At 72.3% G+C, this 20,080-nt stretch carries 14 protein-coding genes; 6 read left to right on the top strand and 8 right to left on the bottom strand.

Annotated elements, in window-relative coordinates; translation table 11 throughout:
- Window positions 1-319 precede the first annotated feature (319 nt).
- From CP982_RS26670 to CP982_RS26655, 4 genes are all read right to left on the bottom strand, one after another.
- Complete coding sequence (locus CP982_RS26670) at window positions 320-1,828, bottom strand: GntP family permease (protein WP_150512803.1); 1,509 nt, start codon at window positions 1,826-1,828, stop codon at window positions 320-322.
- Window positions 1,829-2,144: 316 nt separating this feature from the next.
- Window positions 2,145-2,564 (bottom strand): RidA family protein, encoded by a 420-nt coding sequence (locus CP982_RS26665; RefSeq protein WP_030668394.1) that lies wholly within the window; start codon window positions 2,562-2,564, stop codon window positions 2,145-2,147.
- Window positions 2,561-3,325 (bottom strand): IclR family transcriptional regulator, encoded by a 765-nt coding sequence (locus CP982_RS26660; protein ID WP_150512802.1) that lies wholly within the window; start codon window positions 3,323-3,325, stop codon window positions 2,561-2,563. The genes CP982_RS26665 and CP982_RS26660 overlap by 4 nt, the downstream gene beginning before the upstream one ends.
- Window positions 3,322-4,485: a sugar kinase gene (locus CP982_RS26655; RefSeq protein WP_372503414.1), complete on the bottom strand. Its 1,164-nt coding sequence runs from the start codon at window positions 4,483-4,485 to the stop codon at window positions 3,322-3,324. Before CP982_RS26655 ends, CP982_RS26660 begins: the two co-directional genes overlap by 4 nt.
- Window positions 4,486-4,703: 218 nt before the next feature.
- Here CP982_RS26655 and CP982_RS26650 point away from each other — a divergent pair, with 218 nt between their 5' ends.
- Window positions 4,704-6,029 carry an amino acid deaminase gene (locus CP982_RS26650; protein WP_150512801.1) on the top strand — a complete coding sequence of 442 codons (1,326 nt, stop codon included), beginning with the start codon at window positions 4,704-4,706 and terminating at the stop codon, window positions 6,027-6,029.
- A 215-nt stretch (window positions 6,030-6,244) separates the two neighbouring features.
- Window positions 6,245-7,858 carry an N-acyl-D-amino-acid deacylase family protein gene (locus CP982_RS26645; protein WP_150512800.1) on the top strand — a complete coding sequence of 538 codons (1,614 nt, stop codon included), beginning with the start codon at window positions 6,245-6,247 and terminating at the stop codon, window positions 7,856-7,858.
- Window positions 7,859-7,881: 23 nt separating this feature from the next.
- Here CP982_RS26645 and CP982_RS26640 read toward each other — a convergent pair whose 3' ends face one another.
- Window positions 7,882-8,787 carry a S1 family peptidase gene (locus tag CP982_RS26640; RefSeq protein WP_150512799.1) on the bottom strand — a complete coding sequence of 302 codons (906 nt, stop codon included), beginning with the start codon at window positions 8,785-8,787 and terminating at the stop codon, window positions 7,882-7,884.
- Between the two features lie 250 nt (window positions 8,788-9,037).
- On the opposite strand from CP982_RS26640, the gene CP982_RS26635 reads away from it, so the two are divergent.
- Window positions 9,038-10,249 (top strand): pyridoxal phosphate-dependent aminotransferase, encoded by a 1,212-nt coding sequence (locus tag CP982_RS26635; RefSeq protein WP_144320674.1) that lies wholly within the window; start codon window positions 9,038-9,040, stop codon window positions 10,247-10,249.
- Window positions 10,250-10,359: 110 nt separating this feature from the next.
- Window positions 10,360-10,767, top strand: coding sequence for an SCO4983 family protein (locus tag CP982_RS26630; protein ID WP_150512798.1), 408 nt, complete (start codon window positions 10,360-10,362; stop codon window positions 10,765-10,767).
- Window positions 10,768-10,872: 105 nt separating this feature from the next.
- On the opposite strand, the gene CP982_RS26625 is transcribed toward CP982_RS26630, so the two are convergent.
- A complete protein-coding gene (locus CP982_RS26625; protein WP_184925671.1) occupies window positions 10,873-12,723 on the bottom strand; it encodes a phosphoenolpyruvate carboxykinase (GTP) in 1,851 nt (616 codons plus the stop codon).
- A gap of 240 nt (window positions 12,724-12,963) precedes the next feature.
- Between CP982_RS26625 and trhA the strand changes: the two genes are divergently transcribed.
- Window positions 12,964-13,716, top strand: coding sequence for a PAQR family membrane homeostasis protein TrhA (trhA, locus tag CP982_RS26620; protein ID WP_372503413.1), 753 nt, complete (start codon window positions 12,964-12,966; stop codon window positions 13,714-13,716).
- Window positions 13,717-13,811: 95 nt separating this feature from the next.
- Here trhA and CP982_RS26615 read toward each other — a convergent pair whose 3' ends face one another.
- On the bottom strand, window positions 13,812-14,333 hold the full coding sequence (locus CP982_RS26615) for a hypothetical protein (protein ID WP_221515707.1): 522 nt from the start codon (window positions 14,331-14,333) through the stop codon (window positions 13,812-13,814).
- A gap of 234 nt (window positions 14,334-14,567) precedes the next feature.
- A complete protein-coding gene (locus CP982_RS26610) occupies window positions 14,568-16,592 on the bottom strand; it encodes a thioredoxin domain-containing protein (RefSeq protein WP_150512795.1) in 2,025 nt (674 codons plus the stop codon).
- A gap of 237 nt (window positions 16,593-16,829) precedes the next feature.
- On the opposite strand from CP982_RS26610, the gene CP982_RS26605 reads away from it, so the two are divergent.
- The gene (locus tag CP982_RS26605) at window positions 16,830-20,057 is read left to right on the top strand and encodes a tetratricopeptide repeat protein (protein WP_150512794.1); all 3,228 of its coding nucleotides are present in this window, start codon (window positions 16,830-16,832) and stop codon (window positions 20,055-20,057) included.
- Window positions 20,058-20,080 lie beyond the last annotated feature (23 nt).

The following is a 20,080-nucleotide window of genomic DNA, read 5'->3' as shown; positions in this document are numbered from 1 at the left end:
CTTTCGATGCTCTCGGCGTCCCCGGGACCCACGCGGCGGCGAGCCGCGCTGGCCGCTGTCGGCGCGGTGACGGGGGTGGTGCTCGCCCTCGCGGCGGATGTCGCGAGGGCGGCGACGACCACCGGCTCCCGGGCCGGCCGCTGCTGCGGAATGCGCCGCCCGCTGCGGGCCCTGCGCAGGCGGCGTAACGATCAGGCACGGCCGGTTCGACGGCCGGGCCAGGAAGGCGTGGTACTGCGTAAGGCGTGAAACGGCGCCGGAGCGGGGGCACTCGGTGAACCACCGGGTGCCCCCGCTCCGCTGCGCCGTGCGCGGTGGGCTACACGAAGAGGCTCACCACCGCCGCCACCGCGAAGCCCGCCACCGACAGGACCGACTCCAGGACCGTCCAGGTCTTCAGGGTGTCGCGCTCGGAGATGCCGAAGTACTTCGCCACGATCCAGAAGCCGCCGTCGTTGACGTGCGAGGCGAAGATCGAGCCCGCGGAGATGGCCATGATGACCAGGGCGGTGAAGGCGTGGGAGTAGTCGCCCTCGGCGAGCAGCGGGGCGACGATGCCCGCGGTGGTGACGATCGCGACCGTCGCCGAGCCCTGGGCCACGCGGAGCACCAGGGAGATGAGGTAGGCGAGCACGATGACCGGCAGGCCCACGTCGTTGAAGGTGTCGGCGAGGGCGTTCGCCACGCCGCTGCCCTTGAGCACGGCGCCGAAGACCCCGCCCGCGCCGACGACGAGGAGGATGTTGCCGACGGGCTTCAGGGACGCCGTCGACACCGTCTCCAGGGACTTGCGGGACCAGCCGCGGCGGATGCCAAGCAGGTAGTACGCCATCAGGAGCGCGATCGTCAGGGCGACGAAGGGGTGGCCGAAGAACTCGATCACGCTGCGGAGCGTGGACGGGTCGAAGGCGATGGAGGAGAACGTCGCGAGCAGGATGAGCAGCAGCGGGGTGCCGATGATCAGGAAGACGGTGCTCAGCGCGACCGGCTCCTCCGTCGGGGTCAGACCCTGCGCGCGCTGCTCCTCGGCGACGGCCGCCTTCGCCTCCTCGGAGGCCTCCAGCATGTCCTGCGGTACGGGGACGAAGATCCGCTTGCCGATCCAGGCGGAGTACACCCAGGCCGCGAGCACGGCCGGGATGCCGCAGACGATGCCCATGAGGATGACCCAGCCGAGGTCCACCTTCAGCAGTCCGGCCGCCGCCACGGGCCCGGGGTGCGGGGGCAGGAAGGCGTGCGTCATGGACAGGCCCGCGAGCAGCGGCAGGCAGTACAGGAGGATCGACTTGCCGCTGCGCTTGGCGGCGGCGTACACGATCGGCGCGAGGACGAAGATGCCGACGTCGAAGAAGACCGGGATGCCGAAGATGAGGCCGGTCAGGCCCATCGCCACGGGGGCGCGCTTCTCGCCGAAGAGGTCGAGGAGGCGCCGGGACAACACCTCGGCCCCGCCCGAGACTTCGAGGATCGCGCCGAGCATCGTGCCGAGGCCGATGATGATCGCCACATGGCCGAGGATGCCGCCCATGCCGGACTCGATGAGCGAGACCGCGTCCGACTTCTGGACGGTGCCGAAGAGTTCGGTGACCGAGAGGCCCGCGGCGAGTCCGACGGCTATCGAGACCGCGAGCAGCGCCACGAACGGCTGGAGCCTGACCTTGATGATCAGGAAGAGCAGGAGCAGGATGCCGAGGGCCGCGACGGTCAGCAGTCCCGCCGTGCCGTCGATCAGGGCCATCAGGCCACCGGTGTGCGGGGTCTGCGGCGGGTCGGAGGCGGCGAGCGCGGTGAGGGCTCCGGCGGAGCCCGAGGGGGCGAACGGGGACATCGTTGACCTCGTAAGTGCATGGGGCTTTCTGGGCAGGGGGTATCCCGGTGCGGCGCCCCGTGGGTGGCGGGCGCCGCTCCGTGACGACAGACGTGCGGTGGGGGGTGGCGACGCGGCGGGCGCGGGCGGGGATGGGCCCGCGGCCGCGGCGGCGTCGGAGGATCCGGGCGGCATCGCGCTGCGCGCTCGTCCTCGATCGCCGGACGGGCTGGATGGTGCCGGACAGCGGCTGTTCAGCCCGTCCGGCGTTTGAGGACGAGGCGCGAAGCGCCGATGGAGGGCGGCACCGGGCGATGGTGCCGCGCCGGGAAGAGCCTCAGCCGAGGACGGCCAGCGCGTCGATCTCGATGAGGAGGCCCTTGGGGAGGCCGACGTAGACCGTGGTGCGGGCGGAGGCGGGGGCCTTGAGGCCCTGCTCCTCGAAGTACTGGTTGTAGATCTCGTTCATCTCCGCGAAGTGGTCGACGTCCGTGAGGTAGACGCGCATCATCATCACGTCGTCCCAGGTGGCGCCGCCTTCTTCGAGGACGGCCTTGACGTTGGCGAAGGTCTGCAGGGTCTGCTCGCGCAGGGTGGGCCCGGCCGGGGTCGGCGCCTTGCCCTCCTCGGCGGGGAGGAAGCCGACCTGCCCGGCGACCTGGAGGATGTTGCCCTTCTTCACGCCGTGCGAGAACTTCGCGGGCGGGGTGGTGTGCGTGGAGGGCGTGATCGCGGTCTTCTGGGTGTTCTCGCTCATGAACTTGCTTCCTTGATAGGGGCCTTGCCGGAGTACTCCCGGCTGATCGCCTCCGCCGTGCGGCGCACCAGCGGGAGCAGGGTGAGGAGTTCCTCCGCGGTGACGACGACGTTCGGCGCGGACACCGACATGGCGGCGACGACGCGGCCGTCCGCGCCCCGGATGGGCGCGCCGACGCAGTTGATGGACTCCTCGTGGCCACCGAGGTCGGTGGCCCAGCCCTGTTCGCGCACCTGCACCAGCTCCTTCAGGAAGGCGGCGGCGTTGGGCGTCGAACGGGACGTGTACGTGGGGTAGTCGAGCTTCTCGGCGATCACTCGGCGCTCGCCCTCGGGGAAGTCGGCGATCAGGAGCTTGGCGACCGCGGCGACGGTGATGGCCACGGGCTTGCCGATGCGCGAGTACATCCGCACCGGGTAGCGGCTCTCGACCTTGTCGATGTAGACGACCTCGCCCTCCTCGTACACCGCGAGGTGGACCGTGTGGCCGCAGCGGTCGTTGAGGGCGAGGAGGTGGGGATGGGCGATCTCGCGGACGTCGAGGTGCTCGACGGCCTCCTGGGCGAGCGCGAAGAGCCGCGCTCCCAGGCGGTAGCGCTGGTCGGACTGGCGGAAGACCAGGCCGTGTTCGTGCAGCGTGCGCAGCAGGCGCAGGGCCGTGGACTTGTGCACGCCGAGGCGGTCGGCGACCTGGCCCAGGTCGGCGGGTCCCTCGGCGAGCAGGGGCAGGATCGTCAGGGCTCGGTCGACGGTCTGGCTCATGGCGTACGTACCTCCTCGGGGGCCCCGGGGCGGCGCGGCTCTGCCGTCCAGCCGGGGCCAAGGCGCAGTGTCTCCCAGGCGGCGGGGTCGAGGGCGGCGAGCGCATCGGCGTGCTCGCGCGCGGGGGGCGTGGCGAGGTCGCCCGGCACGGTGAGGGCGGCGGCGGCCATCAGATGGCCGTGCCGCAGCCGTCGCTCGGGCTCCAGGCCGCGCAGGGTGCCGGACAGGTATCCGGCGGCGAAGGCGTCACCGGCCCCGACCGGGGCGACGACGTCGACGCGCAGGGCCGGGACGAAGGTGACGGTGTCGCGGCCGGTACCGGGGTCGGTGACGAAGGCGGTGGCGCCCTCCGATCCCTGCTTGACGACGAGTTGGGCGGGTTCGGGAAGGGCGGCGCGGAGGGCCTCGGGCGCGCCGGTGAGCCCCCAGGCGGCCGCGGCCTCGTCGACCCCGACGAAGACGAGGTCGGCGCCGCGCGCCAGGTCGAGCAGGACGGCGGGGCTCCGGCCGCCCTCGGGCCACAGGCCGGGGCGGTGGTTGACGTCGAAGGAGACGAGCGAGCGGCGGCGCCGGCCGGCGGGCCGTTCGCACAGGGCGCGCACGAGCGCGAGGCAGTCGGCGGACAGGGCGGCGGTGATCCCCGACAGATGCAGGACGCGCCCGCACCACAGCGCGTCGGCGGCGAGCGTCCGCGGCGACATCGCCGAGGCCGCGGAGCCCGCCCGGTAGTAGACGACCTCGTGGGCGTCGGCGTCGCGGTCGTCGGCGGTGCGGAAGTAGATGCCGGTGGGCCGGCGCGGGTCGCGCCCGACGGCGGAGGTGTCGACCCCGTACGCCCCGATGGCGTCGACGAGGTGGTCGCCGAAGCCGTCGGCCCCGACCCGGCTGACCCAGCGGGCGCGGTGTCCGGCGGCGGCGAGCGCGCAGGCCACGTTGGACTCGGCACCGCCGATGCCCCGCTCGAAGGCGGGCACGTCGGCGAGCCGTCCCGGCCGGGTGGGCAGGAAGGTGACCATGGACTCCCCGAGCGTGACCACGTCGACGTCGGCGCCGCCGCCGTCCGCGCCGCCGGGGGCACAGGACGGGGCTCCGGGGGCGCTCCCGCCCTCGGGCGCCTCGCCGGTCGCGGCCTCGGTCGCGTCTCGGTCTGCTCCGGTCACGCTCGTGTCAGCCCTTCAATCGTCGTTCGCCGCACGCTCGACGGCCGGGTGGGGGCACCGGATCAGCCGGTTCGAAAGGCCCGCGAGCGGGGCCGAACCCCGGTGCGAGGACCGGGCCCGGATCCGTTGACCCGGCGTTGGCTCGGATGTTAGACAGCAGTAAGCGACATACGCAATGAACGTTGCAGTATATGCAACGCAGCTCTGAGGAGACGCCCATGGCCGCCGACACGCCCGCCGGCACCCCCTCCGGCACGCCCTCCGAACGCGCCGCGACCGCCCTCGCGGGGCTGGCCGAGGAGCGCGTCGACCACCGCTTCAAGGGACTGCCGCCCGACGCCGCGGGCCTCACCGTCGGCGAGCTCGCGGCCCAGCGCCGCAATCTGTTCACGGACGGCTTCACCACCCCCGTCCTCGCCCTCTCCGCCGAGCGCCTCGAACACAACCTCGCGCTCATGGAGGAGTACGCGACCCGCCACGGCCTCGCCTTCGCGCCGCACGGCAAGACCTCCATGGCGCCGCGCCTCTTCCAGCGCCAGATCGAGCACGGCGCCTGGGGCATCACGCTCGCCGTGCCCCACCAGGTGCGCGTGGCGCGGGAGTTCGGCATCCAGCGGATCTTCCTGGCCAACGAGCTGGTCGACGCCGCCGCGCTGCGCTGGCTCGCCCAGGAGCTCGCGCACGACCCCGACTTCCGCTTCCTGTGCTACGTGGACTCCGTACGCGGCGTCGAGCTGATGGACGCCGCGCTGCGCGACGCCGGAGCGGGGCGCCCCCTCGACGTGGTCGTCGAGCTGGCCGCGGGCGAGGGCGCGCGCACCGGCGCCCGCACCGAGGCCGACTGCGCGGCCGTCGCCGACGCCGTGGCGGCCACCGCGACGCTGCGGCTCGTGGGCGTCGCCGGGTACGAGGGCGAGGTGCCGGACGCCACGCCCGAGCGGGTGCGCGCCTATCTGCGGCGGCTCGTCGCGCTCGCCGCCGACTTCGACGCGGCGGGGCGGTTCAAGGCGGGCGGGCTCGACGAGGTCGTGATCAGCGCGGGAGGCTCCGCCTGGTTCGACGCGGTCGCCGACGTCTTCGCCGGGATCCCGTCGCTCACCCTGCCCGTCCTGAAGCTGCTGCGCTCCGGCGCCTACGTCTCCCACGACGACGGGCACTACCGGCACCTCACGCCCTTCAACCGCGTGCCCGACGAGGGGGCGCTGCACCCCGCCTTCCGGCTGTGGGCCCAGGTCGTGTCGCGGCCGTCGCCGGAGCAGGCCTTCATCAACGCGGGCAAGCGGGACGCCGCGTACGACCTCGACCTGCCCGAGGCGCAGGCCGTCCGCCGGGACGGGGCGGAGCGGGACGCGGCGGGGGTCTCGGTCCACGCCCTCTCCGACCAGCACGGATGGGTGCGGACCTCCCCCGAGGCCGACCTGGAGGTCGGCGACTGGCTCGGGCTCGGCCTCTCCCACCCCTGCACGTCCTTCGACAAGTGGCAGCTCATCCCCCTGGTCGAGGCGGACGGCACGGTCACGGACTACATCCGCACGTACTTCTGACCCTCGCGGGGCGCCCCAGACCCGCCCCTTCCCGAACAAGGGGGCTCCTTTCGGCGCTCCGCGCCTCGTCCTCAAACGCCGGACGGGCTGGGTCTTCCAGCCTCTCCGGCGTTTGAGGAGCGGGGGTCTGGGGGCGGAGCCCCCAGGTCGGGAAGGGGCGGGCCTGGGGCGCCACCCGCGAGGGCACCACCCGCACTCACCAGAGAGGCACCCCCATGGACCTGGTCATCCGCGGAGCGCGCGTCGTCGACGGCTCCGGTGACGCCGCGTACACGGCCGACGTGGCGATAGAGGACGGACGGATCACGGAGATCCACCGCGAAGGGGACGCGGGGCCACGCCCCGCGGGGACCCGCGTCCTGGACGCCCAGGGCCTCGCCCTCGCGCCCGGCTTCATCGACATGCACGCCCACAGCGACCTCGCCCTGCTCCGCGACCCGGACCACAGCGCGAAGGCGGCCCAGGGCGTCACCCTGGAAGTCATCGGCCAGGACGGCCTGTCGTACGCCCCGGTGGACGACCGCACGCTCGCCGAGGTCCGCCAGGCGATCACCGGCTGGAACGGCGACGGCAGCGACATCGACTTCGACTGGCGCTCGGTCGGCGAGTACCTCGACCGCCTGGACCGCGCGCACGGCGGCCGCGGCATCCCGGTCAACGCCGCGTACCTCATCCCGCAGGGCACGGTCCGGATGTACGCGATGGGCTGGGAGGACCGGGAGGCCTCTCCGGCCGACCTGGAGCGGATGAAGGAGCTGGTCGCCCAGGGCATGGAGCAGGGCGCCGTCGGCATGTCCTCGGGCCTGACCTACACCCCCGGCATGTACGCCAAGGACGCCGAACTCACCGAGCTGTGCCGCGTCGTGGCCTCGTACGGCGGCTACTACTGCCCCCACCACCGCAGTTACGGAGCGGGCGCCCTGGAGGCGTACCGCGAGATGGTGGAGCTGACCCGGACCGCCGGGTGCCCGCTGCACCTGGCGCACGCCACCATGAACTTCGGGGTGAACAAGGGCAAGGCCCCCGACCTGCTCGCCCTCCTCGACGAGGCCCTCGACGACGGCGCCGACATCACGCTCGACACCTACCCCTACACACCCGGCTGTACGACGCTCGTCGCGATGCTGCCGAGCTGGGCGAGCGAGGGCGGCCCCGAGGCGATCCTGTCCCGGCTCCAGGACGACGGGACGGCGGCACGCATCCGGCACCACATGGAGGTCATCGGCTCCGACGGCTGCCACGGCGTGCCGATCGAGTGGGACACCATCGAGATCTCGGGGGTCTCCGACCCGGGGCTCGCCTCCTGCGTCGGCAAGACCATCCAGCGCTCCGCCGACATGCGCGGCGAGGAGCCGTGGGTCACCGCACGGCGGCTGCTGATCAACGACCGGCTCGGCTCGACGATCCTCCAGCACGTGGGGCACGAGGAGAACGTCCGCGCGATCATGCGGCACCCCGTGCACACCGGCGGCAGCGACGGCATCCTGCAGGGCTTCAAGCCGCACCCGCGCGCGTACGGGACGTTCCCGCAGTACCTCGGCAAGTACGTGCGGGAGCTGGGGGTGCTGTCCCTGGAGGAGTGCGTCGCGCACCTCACCTCGCGGCCCGCCGCCCGGCTCCGGCTGCCCGACCGGGGGCACGTGCGCGAGGGCTACCGCGCCGACCTGGTCCTCTTCGACCCCGAGACGGTCGCGGCGGGGTCGACGTTCGACGCGCCGCGCACACCGCCCGTGGGCGTTCCGCACGTCCTCATCGACGGGAAGTTCGTCATCGAGGACGGGCGGCGCACGGACGTCATCGCGGGACGCGCCGTGCGCCGCACCGCCTAGTTCACGCGGTGCTCAGGCCCGGGTCAGCGGCGCGCGGCCGCCGCCGGCTTGGGCAGGGTACAGCCCGGCTTGTTCAGGTCGATCTTGTTGCCCGCCCCGACGCAGGGAACGATGGTGTAGGTCTGCTGGCCGTAGTTGATGCCCTGGCGGACGGTGACCTTGCCGTTCTCGTCGACCTCGCAGGGGTTGTTGTCGGTGCAGCGCTGACCGTCCTCGTTGCCGGTGTTGTTGAGGGCCACGACCTTGCCGGTCTGGTCGTCGATCACCGGCGAGCCGGAGGTGCCGCCGATCGTCTGGCACGCGGAGGTGTAGCGGACCGAGTCCTTCCAGGTCCACAGGCCTTCCTTGAGCCGGTACGCGAAGCCGTCGATGTTGCACTTGTACATGCGCTTCCAGTAGCCGGAGGCGACGGTGATGGCCCGGCCCGCGGTCGGGCGCGCGGAGTCGATCTCCAGGGCCTTGATGCCGTAGCGGCTCTCTATGTCGCGGTAGGTGCTGGTCAGTTCGTACAGCGAGACGTCGTTGTCCGTCATCGTGCCGTACGCGATCTTGCTGGCGCGCACGGTACCGGCGTTGCCGCCGCTGGCGTTCAGGAGCGTGAAGCTGCGGCTGGAGGCGCGGTTGACGATGACCTGGCCGGGGCCGGGGAATCCGGTCTCCAGACAGTGGCCGTTGGACATCACGAGCGCCTTGTCGGTGGGCTGCGAGCTGGGCACGCGCACGACGGAGCCGGAGCAGTTGCTGAGCGCCACGGTGCCCGCGAAGGTCACGGCCTTGGCCTTGACCTTGGTCTTCGTCTCGGCGACGGGCTGTGTGCGCGTCACCTGCTTGTCGGCCGTCGGCGCCTCGTTGGTGACGGCGGCCGCGGGCAGTGCCGTCGCGCCGAGGAGCAGCGCGGTGAAGACGGCACCGACGAGAGGCTTGTTCATGTGGGGGTCCCCTCTGGAATGACTGCATGACCGGAGGACCAACCGACCCCCCAGTTTTGTCATGCGCATTCTTGAGCCACCTCACCCTCAGGAACAAGACCTCCACCGGAAAGCGCCCCGCACGGGAAGCGCCCCGAAGGGGCGCGGGGAACTGCGCGAGCAACCACGACGCACCGGCACCGGAGGGCACACGGGAACCACCCGAGCTCCCACCGTCCAAGGCGCCCACGCCAGAGATAGGCTCGGGGGCATGCAGGTGATCCAGTCGACCAAGCTCGCCAACGTCTGTTACGAGATCCGGGGCCCGGTGCTCGAGGAGGCGATGCGGCTCGAAGCAGCAGGTCACCGCATCCTCAAGCTCAACACCGGCAACCCCGCGGCCTTCGGCTTCGAGTGCCCGCCGGAGATCCTGGAGGACATCCTCCGCAACGTCGGCGACGCACACGGCTACGGCGACGCGAAGGGCCTGCTCGCCGCGCGCCGCGCCGTGGTGATGCACAACCAGACCCTCGGCATCGAGACGGACGTCGAGCACGTCTTCATCGGCAACGGCGTCTCCGAGCTGATCGTGATGGCCATGCAGGGCCTGCTCGACGACGGCGACGAGGTCCTGGTCCCCGCGCCCGACTACCCGCTGTGGACGGCCGCGGTCTCCCTCTCGGGCGGCACCGCCGTGCACTACCGCTGCGACGAGCAGTCGGACTGGATGCCCGACCTCGCCGACGTCGAGCGCAAGGTCACCGACCGCACCAAGGCGATCGTGATCATCAACCCGAACAACCCGACAGGCGCGGTCTACGACGAGGCGGTGCTGCGCGGCCTGACCGACATCGCCCGCCGCCACAACCTCCTGGTCTGCTCGGACGAGATCTACGACAAGATCCTCTACGACGGCGCGCGGCACACCCCGACCGCCGCCCTCGCCCCCGACCTCCTCACCCTCACCTTCAACGGCATGTCGAAGGCGTACCGCGTGGCCGGGTACCGCGTCGGCTGGATGTCGGTCTCGGGCCCGAAGGCGCACGCCACCTCGTACATCGAGGGCCTGACGATCCTCGCGAACATGCGCCTGTGCGCGAACATGCCGGGGCAGCACGGCGTGGTCGCCGCCCTCAGCGGGCGGCAGACCATCAACGACCTCGTCCTGCCGGGCGGCCGCCTGCTCGAACAGCGCGACACGGCGTACGACCTGCTCACCCAGATCCCCGGCGTGACCTGCGTGAAGCCCAAGGGGTCCCTCTATCTCTTCCCGCGCCTCGACCCCAAGGTCTTCAAGGTCAAGGACGACCGGCAGCTGGTCCTCGACCTGCTGCGCGCCGAGAAGATCATGGTCGTGCACGGCACCGGCTTCAACTGGCCCGAGCCCGACCACTTCCGCATCGTGACCCTGCCGACGGCGCCGGACCTGGCGGAAGCGGTGACCCGGATCGGGACGTTCCTGGACGGCTACAGCCAGCCGTAGCGCGGCGCGGGCGGGGCCGGCGGCGGGCCCCGCTCAGGAACGGACTCAACTTTAGACAGGATCTAATTCAAGAGCTAAGATGGGTACTCGACAGCTTGGAGACCCATCCCATGTACGAGCCGATCCGCGCCAAGTCGGTCCACACGATGGCCGACCCGGGCGACTTCCCGCACCGCAGCCGCGAGGAGGAGCTGGACATCCAGCTCGCCGGACACCTGGCCGCGCTGCTCGCCGTCACCGACGAGCTGCGCGCCCTCGCCCCCGACCCCGCCCTCGACTCCGCCGCCGAGCGCCTCGCGGCACAGGTCGCCCGCCTGCGCGGGGGCCTGCCGCCGGTCCGCTCGGCAGTCGCCGCCGCCATCCACGAGCCCCATCTGACCGCCCTGCACCAGCGCGCCCACGCCCTCGCGGGCCGCGCCCTGGTGGTGGCCGCGTCCCGTGCCGACACGGGGGCGGCGATCCTCGCCGCCCAGCGCATGGAAGCCCACGCCCAGGCCACGGAACTGGTCGGAGCCTGACCTCTCCCCACGACCACCGCCCACCCGGCCCCGGTCCCGCCCACCCGCCCCGTCGGGCGTCACGGGTGGGCGGGTGGGCGGGTGGGCGGGTGGGCAGGAAAAGGCTCAGCCCAGTCGCGCGACCAGCGCCCGGTACTCGTCCCACAGCTCCTTCGGCGTGTGGTCACCGAACGTGTTGAGGTGCTCGGGCACGAGCGCCGCCTCCTCGCGCCAGACCTCCTTGTCCACCGTGAGGAGGAACTCCAGGTCGGCCGCGGGCAGTTCGAGCCCGTTCGTGTCCAGGGACGCGGCCGTCGGGAGGACGCCGATGGGCGTCTCGACACCCTCGGCGGTGCCCTCGAGGCGGCCCACGATCCACTTCAGGACGCGGCTGTTCTCGCCGAAGCCGGGCCAGACGAACTTGCCCGCGTCGTTCTTGCGGAACCAGTTCACGTAGTAGATCTTCGGCAGCTTGGACTGGTCCTTGCCCTTGGCCACGTCGACCCAGTGGGCCATGTAGTCGCCCATGTTGTACCCGCAGAACGGCAGCATGGCGAACGGGTCGCGGCGCAGCTCGCCGACCTTGCCCTCGGCGGCGGCGGTCTTCTCGGAGGCCACGTTCGCGCCGAGGAAGACGCCGTGGTTCCAGTCGAAGGACTCGGTGACCAGCGGGACCGCGGAGGCGCGGCGCCCGCCGAAGAGGATCGCCGAGATCGGCACGCCCTTGGGGTCCTCCCACTCGGGCGCGATGATCGGGCACTGCGCGGCGGGCGTGGTGAAGCGGGCGTTCGGGTGCGCGGCCGGGGTGCCGGACTCCGGCGTCCAGGAGTTGCCCTTCCAGTCCGTCAGATGCGCCGGGGTCTCCTCGGTCATCCCCTCCCACCACACGTCGCCGTCGTCGGTCAGGGCCACATTCGTGAAGACACTGTTGCCCCACAGCGTCTTCATCGCGTTGGCATTGGTGTGCTCACCGGTGCCGGGCGCGACACCGAAGAAACCGGCCTCGGGGTTGATCGCGTACAGCTGGCCGTCCTCGCCGAACCGCATCCAGGCGATGTCGTCGCCGATGGTCTCGACGGTCCAGCCGGAGATCGTGGGCTCCAGCATGGCGAGGTTCGTCTTGCCGCAGGCGCTCGGGAAGGCCGCGGCGACGTACTTCGACTCGCCCTGCGGCGGCGTGAGCTTCAGGATCAGCATGTGCTCGGCGAGCCAGCCCTCGTCGCGGGCCATGACCGAGGCGATGCGCAGGGCGTAGCACTTCTTGCCCAGCAGGGCGTTGCCGCCGTACCCGGATCCGTACGACCAGATCTCGCGCGACTCCGGGAAGTGCGAGATGTACTTCGTGGAGTTGCAGGGCCAGGGCACGTCCGCCTGGCCGGGCTCCAGCGGGGCGCCGAGGGTGTGCACGGCCTTCACGAAGAAACCGTCGGAGCCCAGCTCCTCCAGGACCGGCCGGCCCATGCGGGTCATCGTGCGCATGGACACGGCGACGTACGCCGAGTCGGTGATCTCGACGCCGATCGCGGACAGCGGCGAGCCGAGCGGGCCCATGCAGAAGGGCACGACGTACATGGTCCGGCCGCGCATGGAGCCGCGGAAGATCCCCTTCTCCCCCGCGAAGACGTCCCGCATCTCCGCCGGGTCCTTCCAGTGGTTCGTCGGCCCCGCGTCCGCCTCCTTCTCGGAGCAGATGAAGGTGCGGTCCTCGACGCGTGCGACGTCCGTGGGGTCGGAGGCCGCGTAGTAGGAGTTCGGCCGCTTGATCGGGTCCAGCTTCTTGAAGGTGCCCTTGGCCACGAGCTCCTCGCACAGGCGCTCGTACTCGGCCTCGGAACCGTCGCACCAGACCACGCTGTCCGGCTGGGTCAGTTCGGCGATCTCGTTCACCCAGGAGACGAGCCCCTGGTGGTCGGTGGGAAGGGTGCCCGCGGACTGCGAGGACTGCGAGGAAGAGGGAGCCGCGATATCGCGCGCCACGATTGCTCCTATACGAGGGGTTTTAGGTTGGGGCCCCGTGGGGGCTGCGACCCGGACGCTTCACTGCATTTCGATCTTCTGGCGCTCATCCGGTGCCGACCGCACTCATTTGATCATCCGTCCCTGCCGCCCATCTGTCCAGAGGGCTTCACACGTGAGCGGAGTGACCATGGCCACTTGTAGGATGTGATTTCACCGCTTTGATACGTAACTTACGGTTCCGTAGGTACGATGCGGCGCATGACCGCTCCCGTCCCCGACGCGATCACGAGTTCTGCCGCAGGCGGCTCAGGCCCCGCCGTCCCCGCAGGCGAGATCGCCGCCGCAGCCCTCGAACCCGTCGCCGCGGCCGTGCGCCCGGTGAAGCCCAAGCTGCGCGGCTGGCTGCATGCCGGGATGTTCCCCGCGGTGCTGGTGTCCGGCCTCTTCCTGACCGCGCTCGCCGACTCCACCCGCGGCCGCGTCGCCTGCGGGATCTACGTCCTGACGGCCTGCCTGCTGTTCGGCGTCAGCGCGCTCTACCACCGCGGCGACTGGTCGCCGCGCATGGACCGCGTCCTGCGCCGCCTCGACCACGCCAACATCTTCCTGATCATCGCGGGCACGTACACCCCGCTGACGATGCTCCTGCTGCCCGACGCCAAGGGCCAGTGGCTGCTGTGGGGCATCTGGGCCGCGGCCGCCGCGGGCATCGTGTTCCGCGTCTTCTGGGTGGGCGCCCCGCGCTGGCTGTACACCCCCTGCTATCTGGCCATGGGCTGGGCCGCCGTCTTCTTCCTGCCCGACTTCATGCGCGCGGGCGGCATCGCGGTCCTCATCCTGGTCATCGTCGGCGGCCTGCTCTACAGCGCGGGCGGTGTGGTCTACGGCTTCAAGCGCCCCAACCCCTCACCGCGCTGGTTCGGCTTCCACGAGGTCTTCCACTCCTTCACCCTCGCCGCCTTCGCCGTGCACTACGTGGGCATCTCCCTCGTGGCCTACCAGCACGCCTGACGCCCCCCGAGGGGGCGGGCTCACTCGGTGTCCTGACATACAAAACCGGGGTTCGAAAGGCCGCCGCCTTTCGAACCCCGGTATCGCGTTACGGGCTAGTTGCCCCAGGTGCCCTGGTTCACGGCGCAGTTCCAGCCGTTGCCGCGGACCTGGAACTTCACCTTGTAGCTGTTCTTGTTCAGCAGGCGGGTGCGGACCTGGACGCCCAGCTTGGCCTTGCCGCTGAACGACTTGTCGTAGACCGTGATGGACCGCGACGTCTTGTGGGTGATCTTGCCGCCCTTGGCGGTCGCCCGGCCGAAGCGGATGTTCTTCACGTTGGTGACGGTGAACTTCACCTTCGAGAACTTCTTGTTGCTCTTGTTCTTGATGCCGAAGTACAGGCCGTTGCCCGTCACCCAGCCGCCCTGGCCGATGTAGAAGCGCGACGTGTAGACGATGTCGATCGGGCAGCCGGAGCTGGTCGCCTTGGCGAACGGCGCGGAGCTGCTCGGCTTGTCTGCGGACGCGGAGCGCTGGGTGGCGTCACCCGCCGCGGAGGCGGTGCCGGCGAGGCCGAGCTGGGCGGCGGTGATGAGCCCGGCCGTGCCCAGGGCTGCGGCGGTCGTACGCGTCATGCGGTTCACTGCGGTGAGTACCTCTCCCCCGGTGCCCCATGTGCTGGGGCCAACTGACAGAACGATGGCGAACATTCACAGCGGCTCCTTACGCCACTGCGACGCCCGTATTGGTATCACGCCGATGGTCACACAAGGAGCACAAGGTGGACGCCCTGCCTCTGCCGTGACAGAAGCAGGACAATCGGCGGGCATCCCCGGGCGGCGATTCACCGTCCGGGGTCGCCCGGCCGCTCAGCGCAGCGCGCCGAGGGCCGCCGCCAGCTCGGCCGGATCCGTCGTCGGCCGGTCGCACACGAAGTCCCGGCACACGTACGCCGTCTCCCGGTCCGTCAGCGGGGACCGGTCACCGAGCAGCGGCAGCTCCCCGTCCGCGGGGCCGACGGCCACCGCGGCGCCGGGCGCCGTGCCGAGCAGCGCGACCCGGTGCATCGGGCCGTCCACCGCCCCCACCACGGCGACCTCGCGCGGACCGTCGAGCGCGGCCTCCGCGACGGCGAGCCCGTGCCCGATGAAGCGCGGCACGCGCGGCGCGAGCGCCTTGACCACGCCCAGGGCCCGTTCGGCGGCGCGCCGGTGGGGCGCGGCCCCGGTGTGCGCGGCGTAGGTGAGCAGCGCCCCGGCGGCGGCGGTCCAGCCGGAGGGCGCCGCGTTGTCGGTGGGGTCCTGCGGCCGCCGGATGAGCGGCTCGGCGTCGGCCGCCGTGTCGTACAGGGCGCCCGTCTCCTCGTCGGTGAACTGCACCAGGACGTGGTCGAGGAGCAGGCCCGCGAAGTCGAGCCACACCCCTTCGCCGGTCACCGCCGCGAGCGCGAGGAAGCCCTCGGCGACATCGGCGTAGTCCTCCAGGACACCGGCGTTGGCGCCGGCACGGCCGTCCTTGGAAGTGCGGGCGAGCCGGGCCCGGTCGTCCATGTGGAGGCGGACGAGCAGATCGCCCGCGCCGACGGCGGCCGCCACCAGGTCGGGCCGGTCGAAGTAGGCGCCGGTCTCGGCGAGCGCGGCGACGGCCAGGCCGTTCCAGGCGGCGACGACCTTGTCGTCCCTGCCGGGGGCGGGGCGCAGGGCGCGGGCCGCGAGGAGGCGCTCGCGCACGGAGGCCACCCGGTCGGCGTCGGCGACCGCGCCGTCGCGCTGCGGCAGTTGGAGGACGGAGGCTCCCTCCTCGAAGGTGCCCTCGTCGGTGACGCCGAAGTACGCGGCCGCCAGCTCGGCGTCCGCGTCGCCGAGGACCTCGCGCAGCTGCTCGGGGGTCCAGACGTAGTACGCGCCCTCCACGTGACGGCCGGTGGCGTCGGCGCTGTCGGCGTCGAGCGCGGAGGCGAAGCCGCCCTCGTTCGTGCGCAGCTCGCGGACCATGAAGTCGGCCGTCTCCAGGGCGACCCTGCGGGCCAGTTCGGAGCCGGTGGCGCGCCACAGGTGGGCGTAGGCGCGGCACAGCAGGGCGTTGTCGTACAGCATCTTCTCGAAGTGCGGCACGACCCACTCGCGGTCCACCGAGTAGCGGGCGAAGCCGCCGCCGAGCTGGTCGTAGATGCCGCCGCGCGCCATCCGCTCGCAGGTGTCGGCGGCCATCTGGAGGGCGCCTTCCGCGCCGGTGCGGGCGTAGTGGCGCAGCAGGAACTCGATGACCATGGACGGCGGGAACTTGGGCGCGCCGCCGAAGCCGCCGCAGCGCTCGTCGTAGTCGCGGGTCAGGCCGAGCAGCGCCTTGGCGAGGTCCTCCTCATCGGGCCGCCGGTCGTCACCGAGGGCCAGTTGACGCTCCGCCAGATCCTTGACGATCTTCGAGGCGACCTCGGTGACCTCCTCGCGCCGGTCCTGCCACGCCCGCCGTACGCCGTCCAGGACCTGCGGGAAGGACGGCATGCCGTGGCGCGGCCCGGGCGGGAAGTACGTGCCGAAGTAGAAGGGCTCGGCGTCGGGGGTGAGGAAGACGGTCATGGGCCAGCCGCCCTGCCCGGTGGCGGCCTGCACGGCCTCCATGTAGACGGCGTCGACGTCGGGGCGCTCCTCGCGGTCCACCTTGACGTTCACGAAGTTCTCGTTCATCAGCGCGGCCGTCGCGCCGTCCTCGAAGGACTCGTGCGCCATGACGTGACACCAGTGGCAGCTCGCGTACCCGACGGACAGCAGGACGGGGACGCCGCGCCGCCGCGCTTCCTCGAAGGCCTCGGGCGCCCAGGGCCACCAGTCGACCGGGTTGTCAGCGTGCTGGAGGAGGTAGGGGGAGGTCTCGTGGGCCAGTCGGTTCGGCATGGGGACCATCCTCGCGCACGCGGCGCCTGACGGCGGGGTTGCCTCGGCGCGCCGCCCCCCTTCGGAGCGCTCCCTCGCGTCCGTCGGGGGTTCGCAGCACACTGACACGTACATGTAGAGGTGACGGGGTACGTGCACCCGTGCAGGGCGGGGTGCGTGGACACGTGCCGCGCGAAGGTAGGCGGGTACGGGCACGCGCGACGGCGTTGTCACGTGCTCCTCTGTGAGGGGGACCAGATGCGGGACAGCCACCGGGCCGAAGCCGAGCGCCTGTTGGCACGGGCGGTCGAGGAAGAGGTCCGGCGCACCGGCGGCCGCACCGACGGGAACGTGCTGCTCTCCCGGGCGCGGGCCTCCCTGGACGCCATGGAGCAGACGGCGGCCGAGGAGTACGAGGCGTACACGCGGGCCCTGGACGAGTCTGCCGCGGGGCAGCTGACGTTCGGTCAGCGGTACGCGAAGGAGGCGGCCGGGACGCCCTTGCTCGTCGTGGCGGTCGCCGCCGTCGCCGCGTGCGTGGCCGACCTCGTGCTCGGCACGGGCGGCGGCACCGCGCTCGGCGCGGGCGGGGCCGTCGCGGTCGCCGGGTTCGCCGCGACCGTGGTGAAGGTGACGGCGGCCCACGTCCCGGCGGCGCAGCGGCACGCGGGCACGGTCCACCAGCCCGGCGGGCCCGAGCAGCTCCGGCTCCAGTGGCTGACGGCCCTGGAGGTGCGGGGCATCAGGCCGTTCCTCGACCAGCAGCGGGTCCTCACGGCGGCCACGGCGGGCGGCGTCGGCGGCGCGCGCTCCGGACAGCAGAAGCGGGCGCCCCAGCTGCGCGGCGCCGACAAGAGCGCGGCCGCCCGGCGGCGCACCGTCCTGGAGCAGTCCTTCGCGCAGCTCCCGCAGCCGGACGGCGAGTTCGCGGGCAGACGGGCCGAGCTCGGACGGATCGCGCAGTGGGTGCACGCGGCCCGGGCCAGCACCCAGACCAAGTCGACCGTGGTGGTCCTGCACGGCGCGCCCGGGGCGGGCCGGTCCTCGCTCGCGGTGCGGGCCGCGCACGACCTCAAGGACCAGTTCCGCGGGGCCTGCGTGGTGGACCTGCGCGGCGAGAGCCCGGACACGCCGCCGCTGTCCACGCGCGACGCGCTCCTCCACCTCCTGAACCGCCTGGGCGCCCCGCGCGAACAGCTCCTCTTCCGTGAGCGCTCGACGCAGGAGCAGCAGGTCAAGCGGCTCAGCGAGCTGTATCACCAGCACCTCACCGGCCTTGAGGTCGTCGTCGTCCTGGACGACGCGAGCGACCCCGAGCAGGTGCGCACGCTGGTGCCCGAGCGCTCCGACAGCCTCGTCCTCGTCACCGCCCGGGGCCCCCTCGACCTGCCCGCGGACCTGCCCGCGTGGGTGCACGAGATCGCGGTGGAGGCGCTGGACGACGCCGGGGCCGAGCAGCTCATCCGGCAGGTGGCGCAGGACCTGCCGGAGCCGTACGACGCCCAGTCCCTCGACCGGCTGCGGGAGCTGTGCGCCGGGCTTCCGCTGGCGCTGCGCGTCGCGGGTTCCGCGCTCGGCCCCCGCACCCCCGAGGCGCTCGTCGCCGACCTCGCCGCGTACGGACCCGTGGAGCCGGTCGAGCGCACCCTGTGGCTGCGCTACAGCGACCAGCCCGAGGCCGCGCGCCGTCTGCTGCGGCGCCTCGCCCTCGCCGGGCGGGCCTCGCTCGGCACCGCCGCGGCGGCCGCGCTGCTCGGCGCCGACGAGCAGGAGGCGGCCCGGCAGCTCACCGCGCTGTCCCGCGCGGGCCTCATCGACCAGGTGCGCGCCAGCCGCTACCGGCTGCACGACGTCGTCCGCTCCTTCGCCCAGGCCCGGCTCGCCGACGAGGAGGAGCCGACCGAGCGCAGCGCCGCGCAGGAACGTCTCATCGCCAGCTACGGCGAGCTGGCCGACTCCGTGATCCGCCTTGTCGACGGCAAGACCTCCACGCGCGCCGACCAGTTCGGACAGCACGGCTTCACCTCCCTGGACGCGGCGCTCCGCTGGCTCGACGACGAGTCGAGCTTCATCACGGCGGCCCTGCGGCACGCCGAGGGCGTCGAACCCCGGGCCGTGCTCGGCCTGCTCGGCGCGCTGTGCGACTACTGCCTGCTCCGCGGCGACCTCTACCGCCTGGGCGAGATCAGCGAGCTCGCGCAGGCGGTCGACCAGGGCCTGCTCGGCCGGAACGTGAAGTGGCGCACCGGCATCGCGGCCCGCCACCTGGGCGAGCTCGACCAGGCCCGGTCCACCCTCGCCTCGGTCGTGGACCTCTACTTCGAGGCCCACCAGGATGCGGGGGCCGCCCGCGCCCTCGGCTCCCTCGGCATCACCCTGCACCACCAGGGCAACCTCTCCGAGGCCGCGGCCCGGCTCCGCGAGGCCCTCGACCTCCAGGTCGCCGAGGAGCTGGCGGGCGACCGCGGCTGGACCCTGCACGCCCTCGCCGCCGTGGAGCGCGACCGCTCGCGTCTCTCCGAGGCACAGGAGATGCTGCTCACGGCCCTCGAACTGCACCGCGACAGCGGCTCCGTGCACGGCGAGGCCTGGGCGCACTTCCAGCTCGGCCAGGTGTGCCTGCGCATGGGCGACGTACCGCGCGCGGAGACCGAACTGCGCCGGGCGCTCGATCTGTACCGGCGCACGCGGGACGCGCGCGGCGAGGCCTGGGCGCTCACCCAGCTCGCCCGCGCCCGGCTCGTCGCGGGCGACCCGTCCCCGGCGGTCGACGACCTGCGCCAGGCGGTCTCCCGGCACCGCGACAACGAGGACGCGCGCGGCGAGGCCTGGACCCTGTACTACCTGGGCCAGGCCCTGGAGGAGACCGGCGTCCTCGACCAGGCGGTACGGGACCTGGAGCGGGCCCGCACCATGTTCTCCCGCATGCGCGACGTCTACGGCCTGGCCTGCGCCCGCCACCACTCGGCCCGCGTCACCCGCGACCAGCGCGCCGCCCAGACCGGCTCGCTGCGCAACTCCGGCTTCGCCCGGCAGCTCCTGGTCGACGCCCGGGCCGACTTCCAGCGCATCGGCGTCGCCCACGGCGAGGCCTGGACGTGCCTCGAACTCGCCGTCATCGACGCGGGCAACGCCCGGACGCAGGCGGCCCTCGCCCTGTGCGACGACGCCATCTCGCTCTTCGCCTCGTACGGGGACCGGCGCGGCGAGGACTGGGCCCACTTCCTGCGCGCCACGCTCCTTCCGTACGCGTCGCCCGGCGGCTGGGACATCGGCGTCGCCGTCGCCCAGGAGGAGCTGGCCCAGCTCGCCCGCACCGGACACCCGCTGCGGGACGCCAAGCTCGACGGCTACACGGAGGCGTACGAGCTGTTCCTGGAGCGGAAGGCGGAGCTGGAGACCGGCTGGCAGGGGTGGCGGCTCGGCATGACGCCCGACCGGCACGCCAGGGAGATCATGGGGGTTTCCGTGACGTCCCGTCACTGACCGCGCGATAGTGGGGAGTTGAG

The sequence above is a fragment of the Streptomyces spectabilis genome (genome assembly GCF_008704795.1).
Lineage (GTDB): Bacteria > Actinomycetota > Actinomycetes > Streptomycetales > Streptomycetaceae > Streptomyces > Streptomyces spectabilis.
The sequence above is the reverse complement of the archived record's forward strand: the minus strand, read 5'-3'. Positions and strand labels throughout refer to the sequence as shown.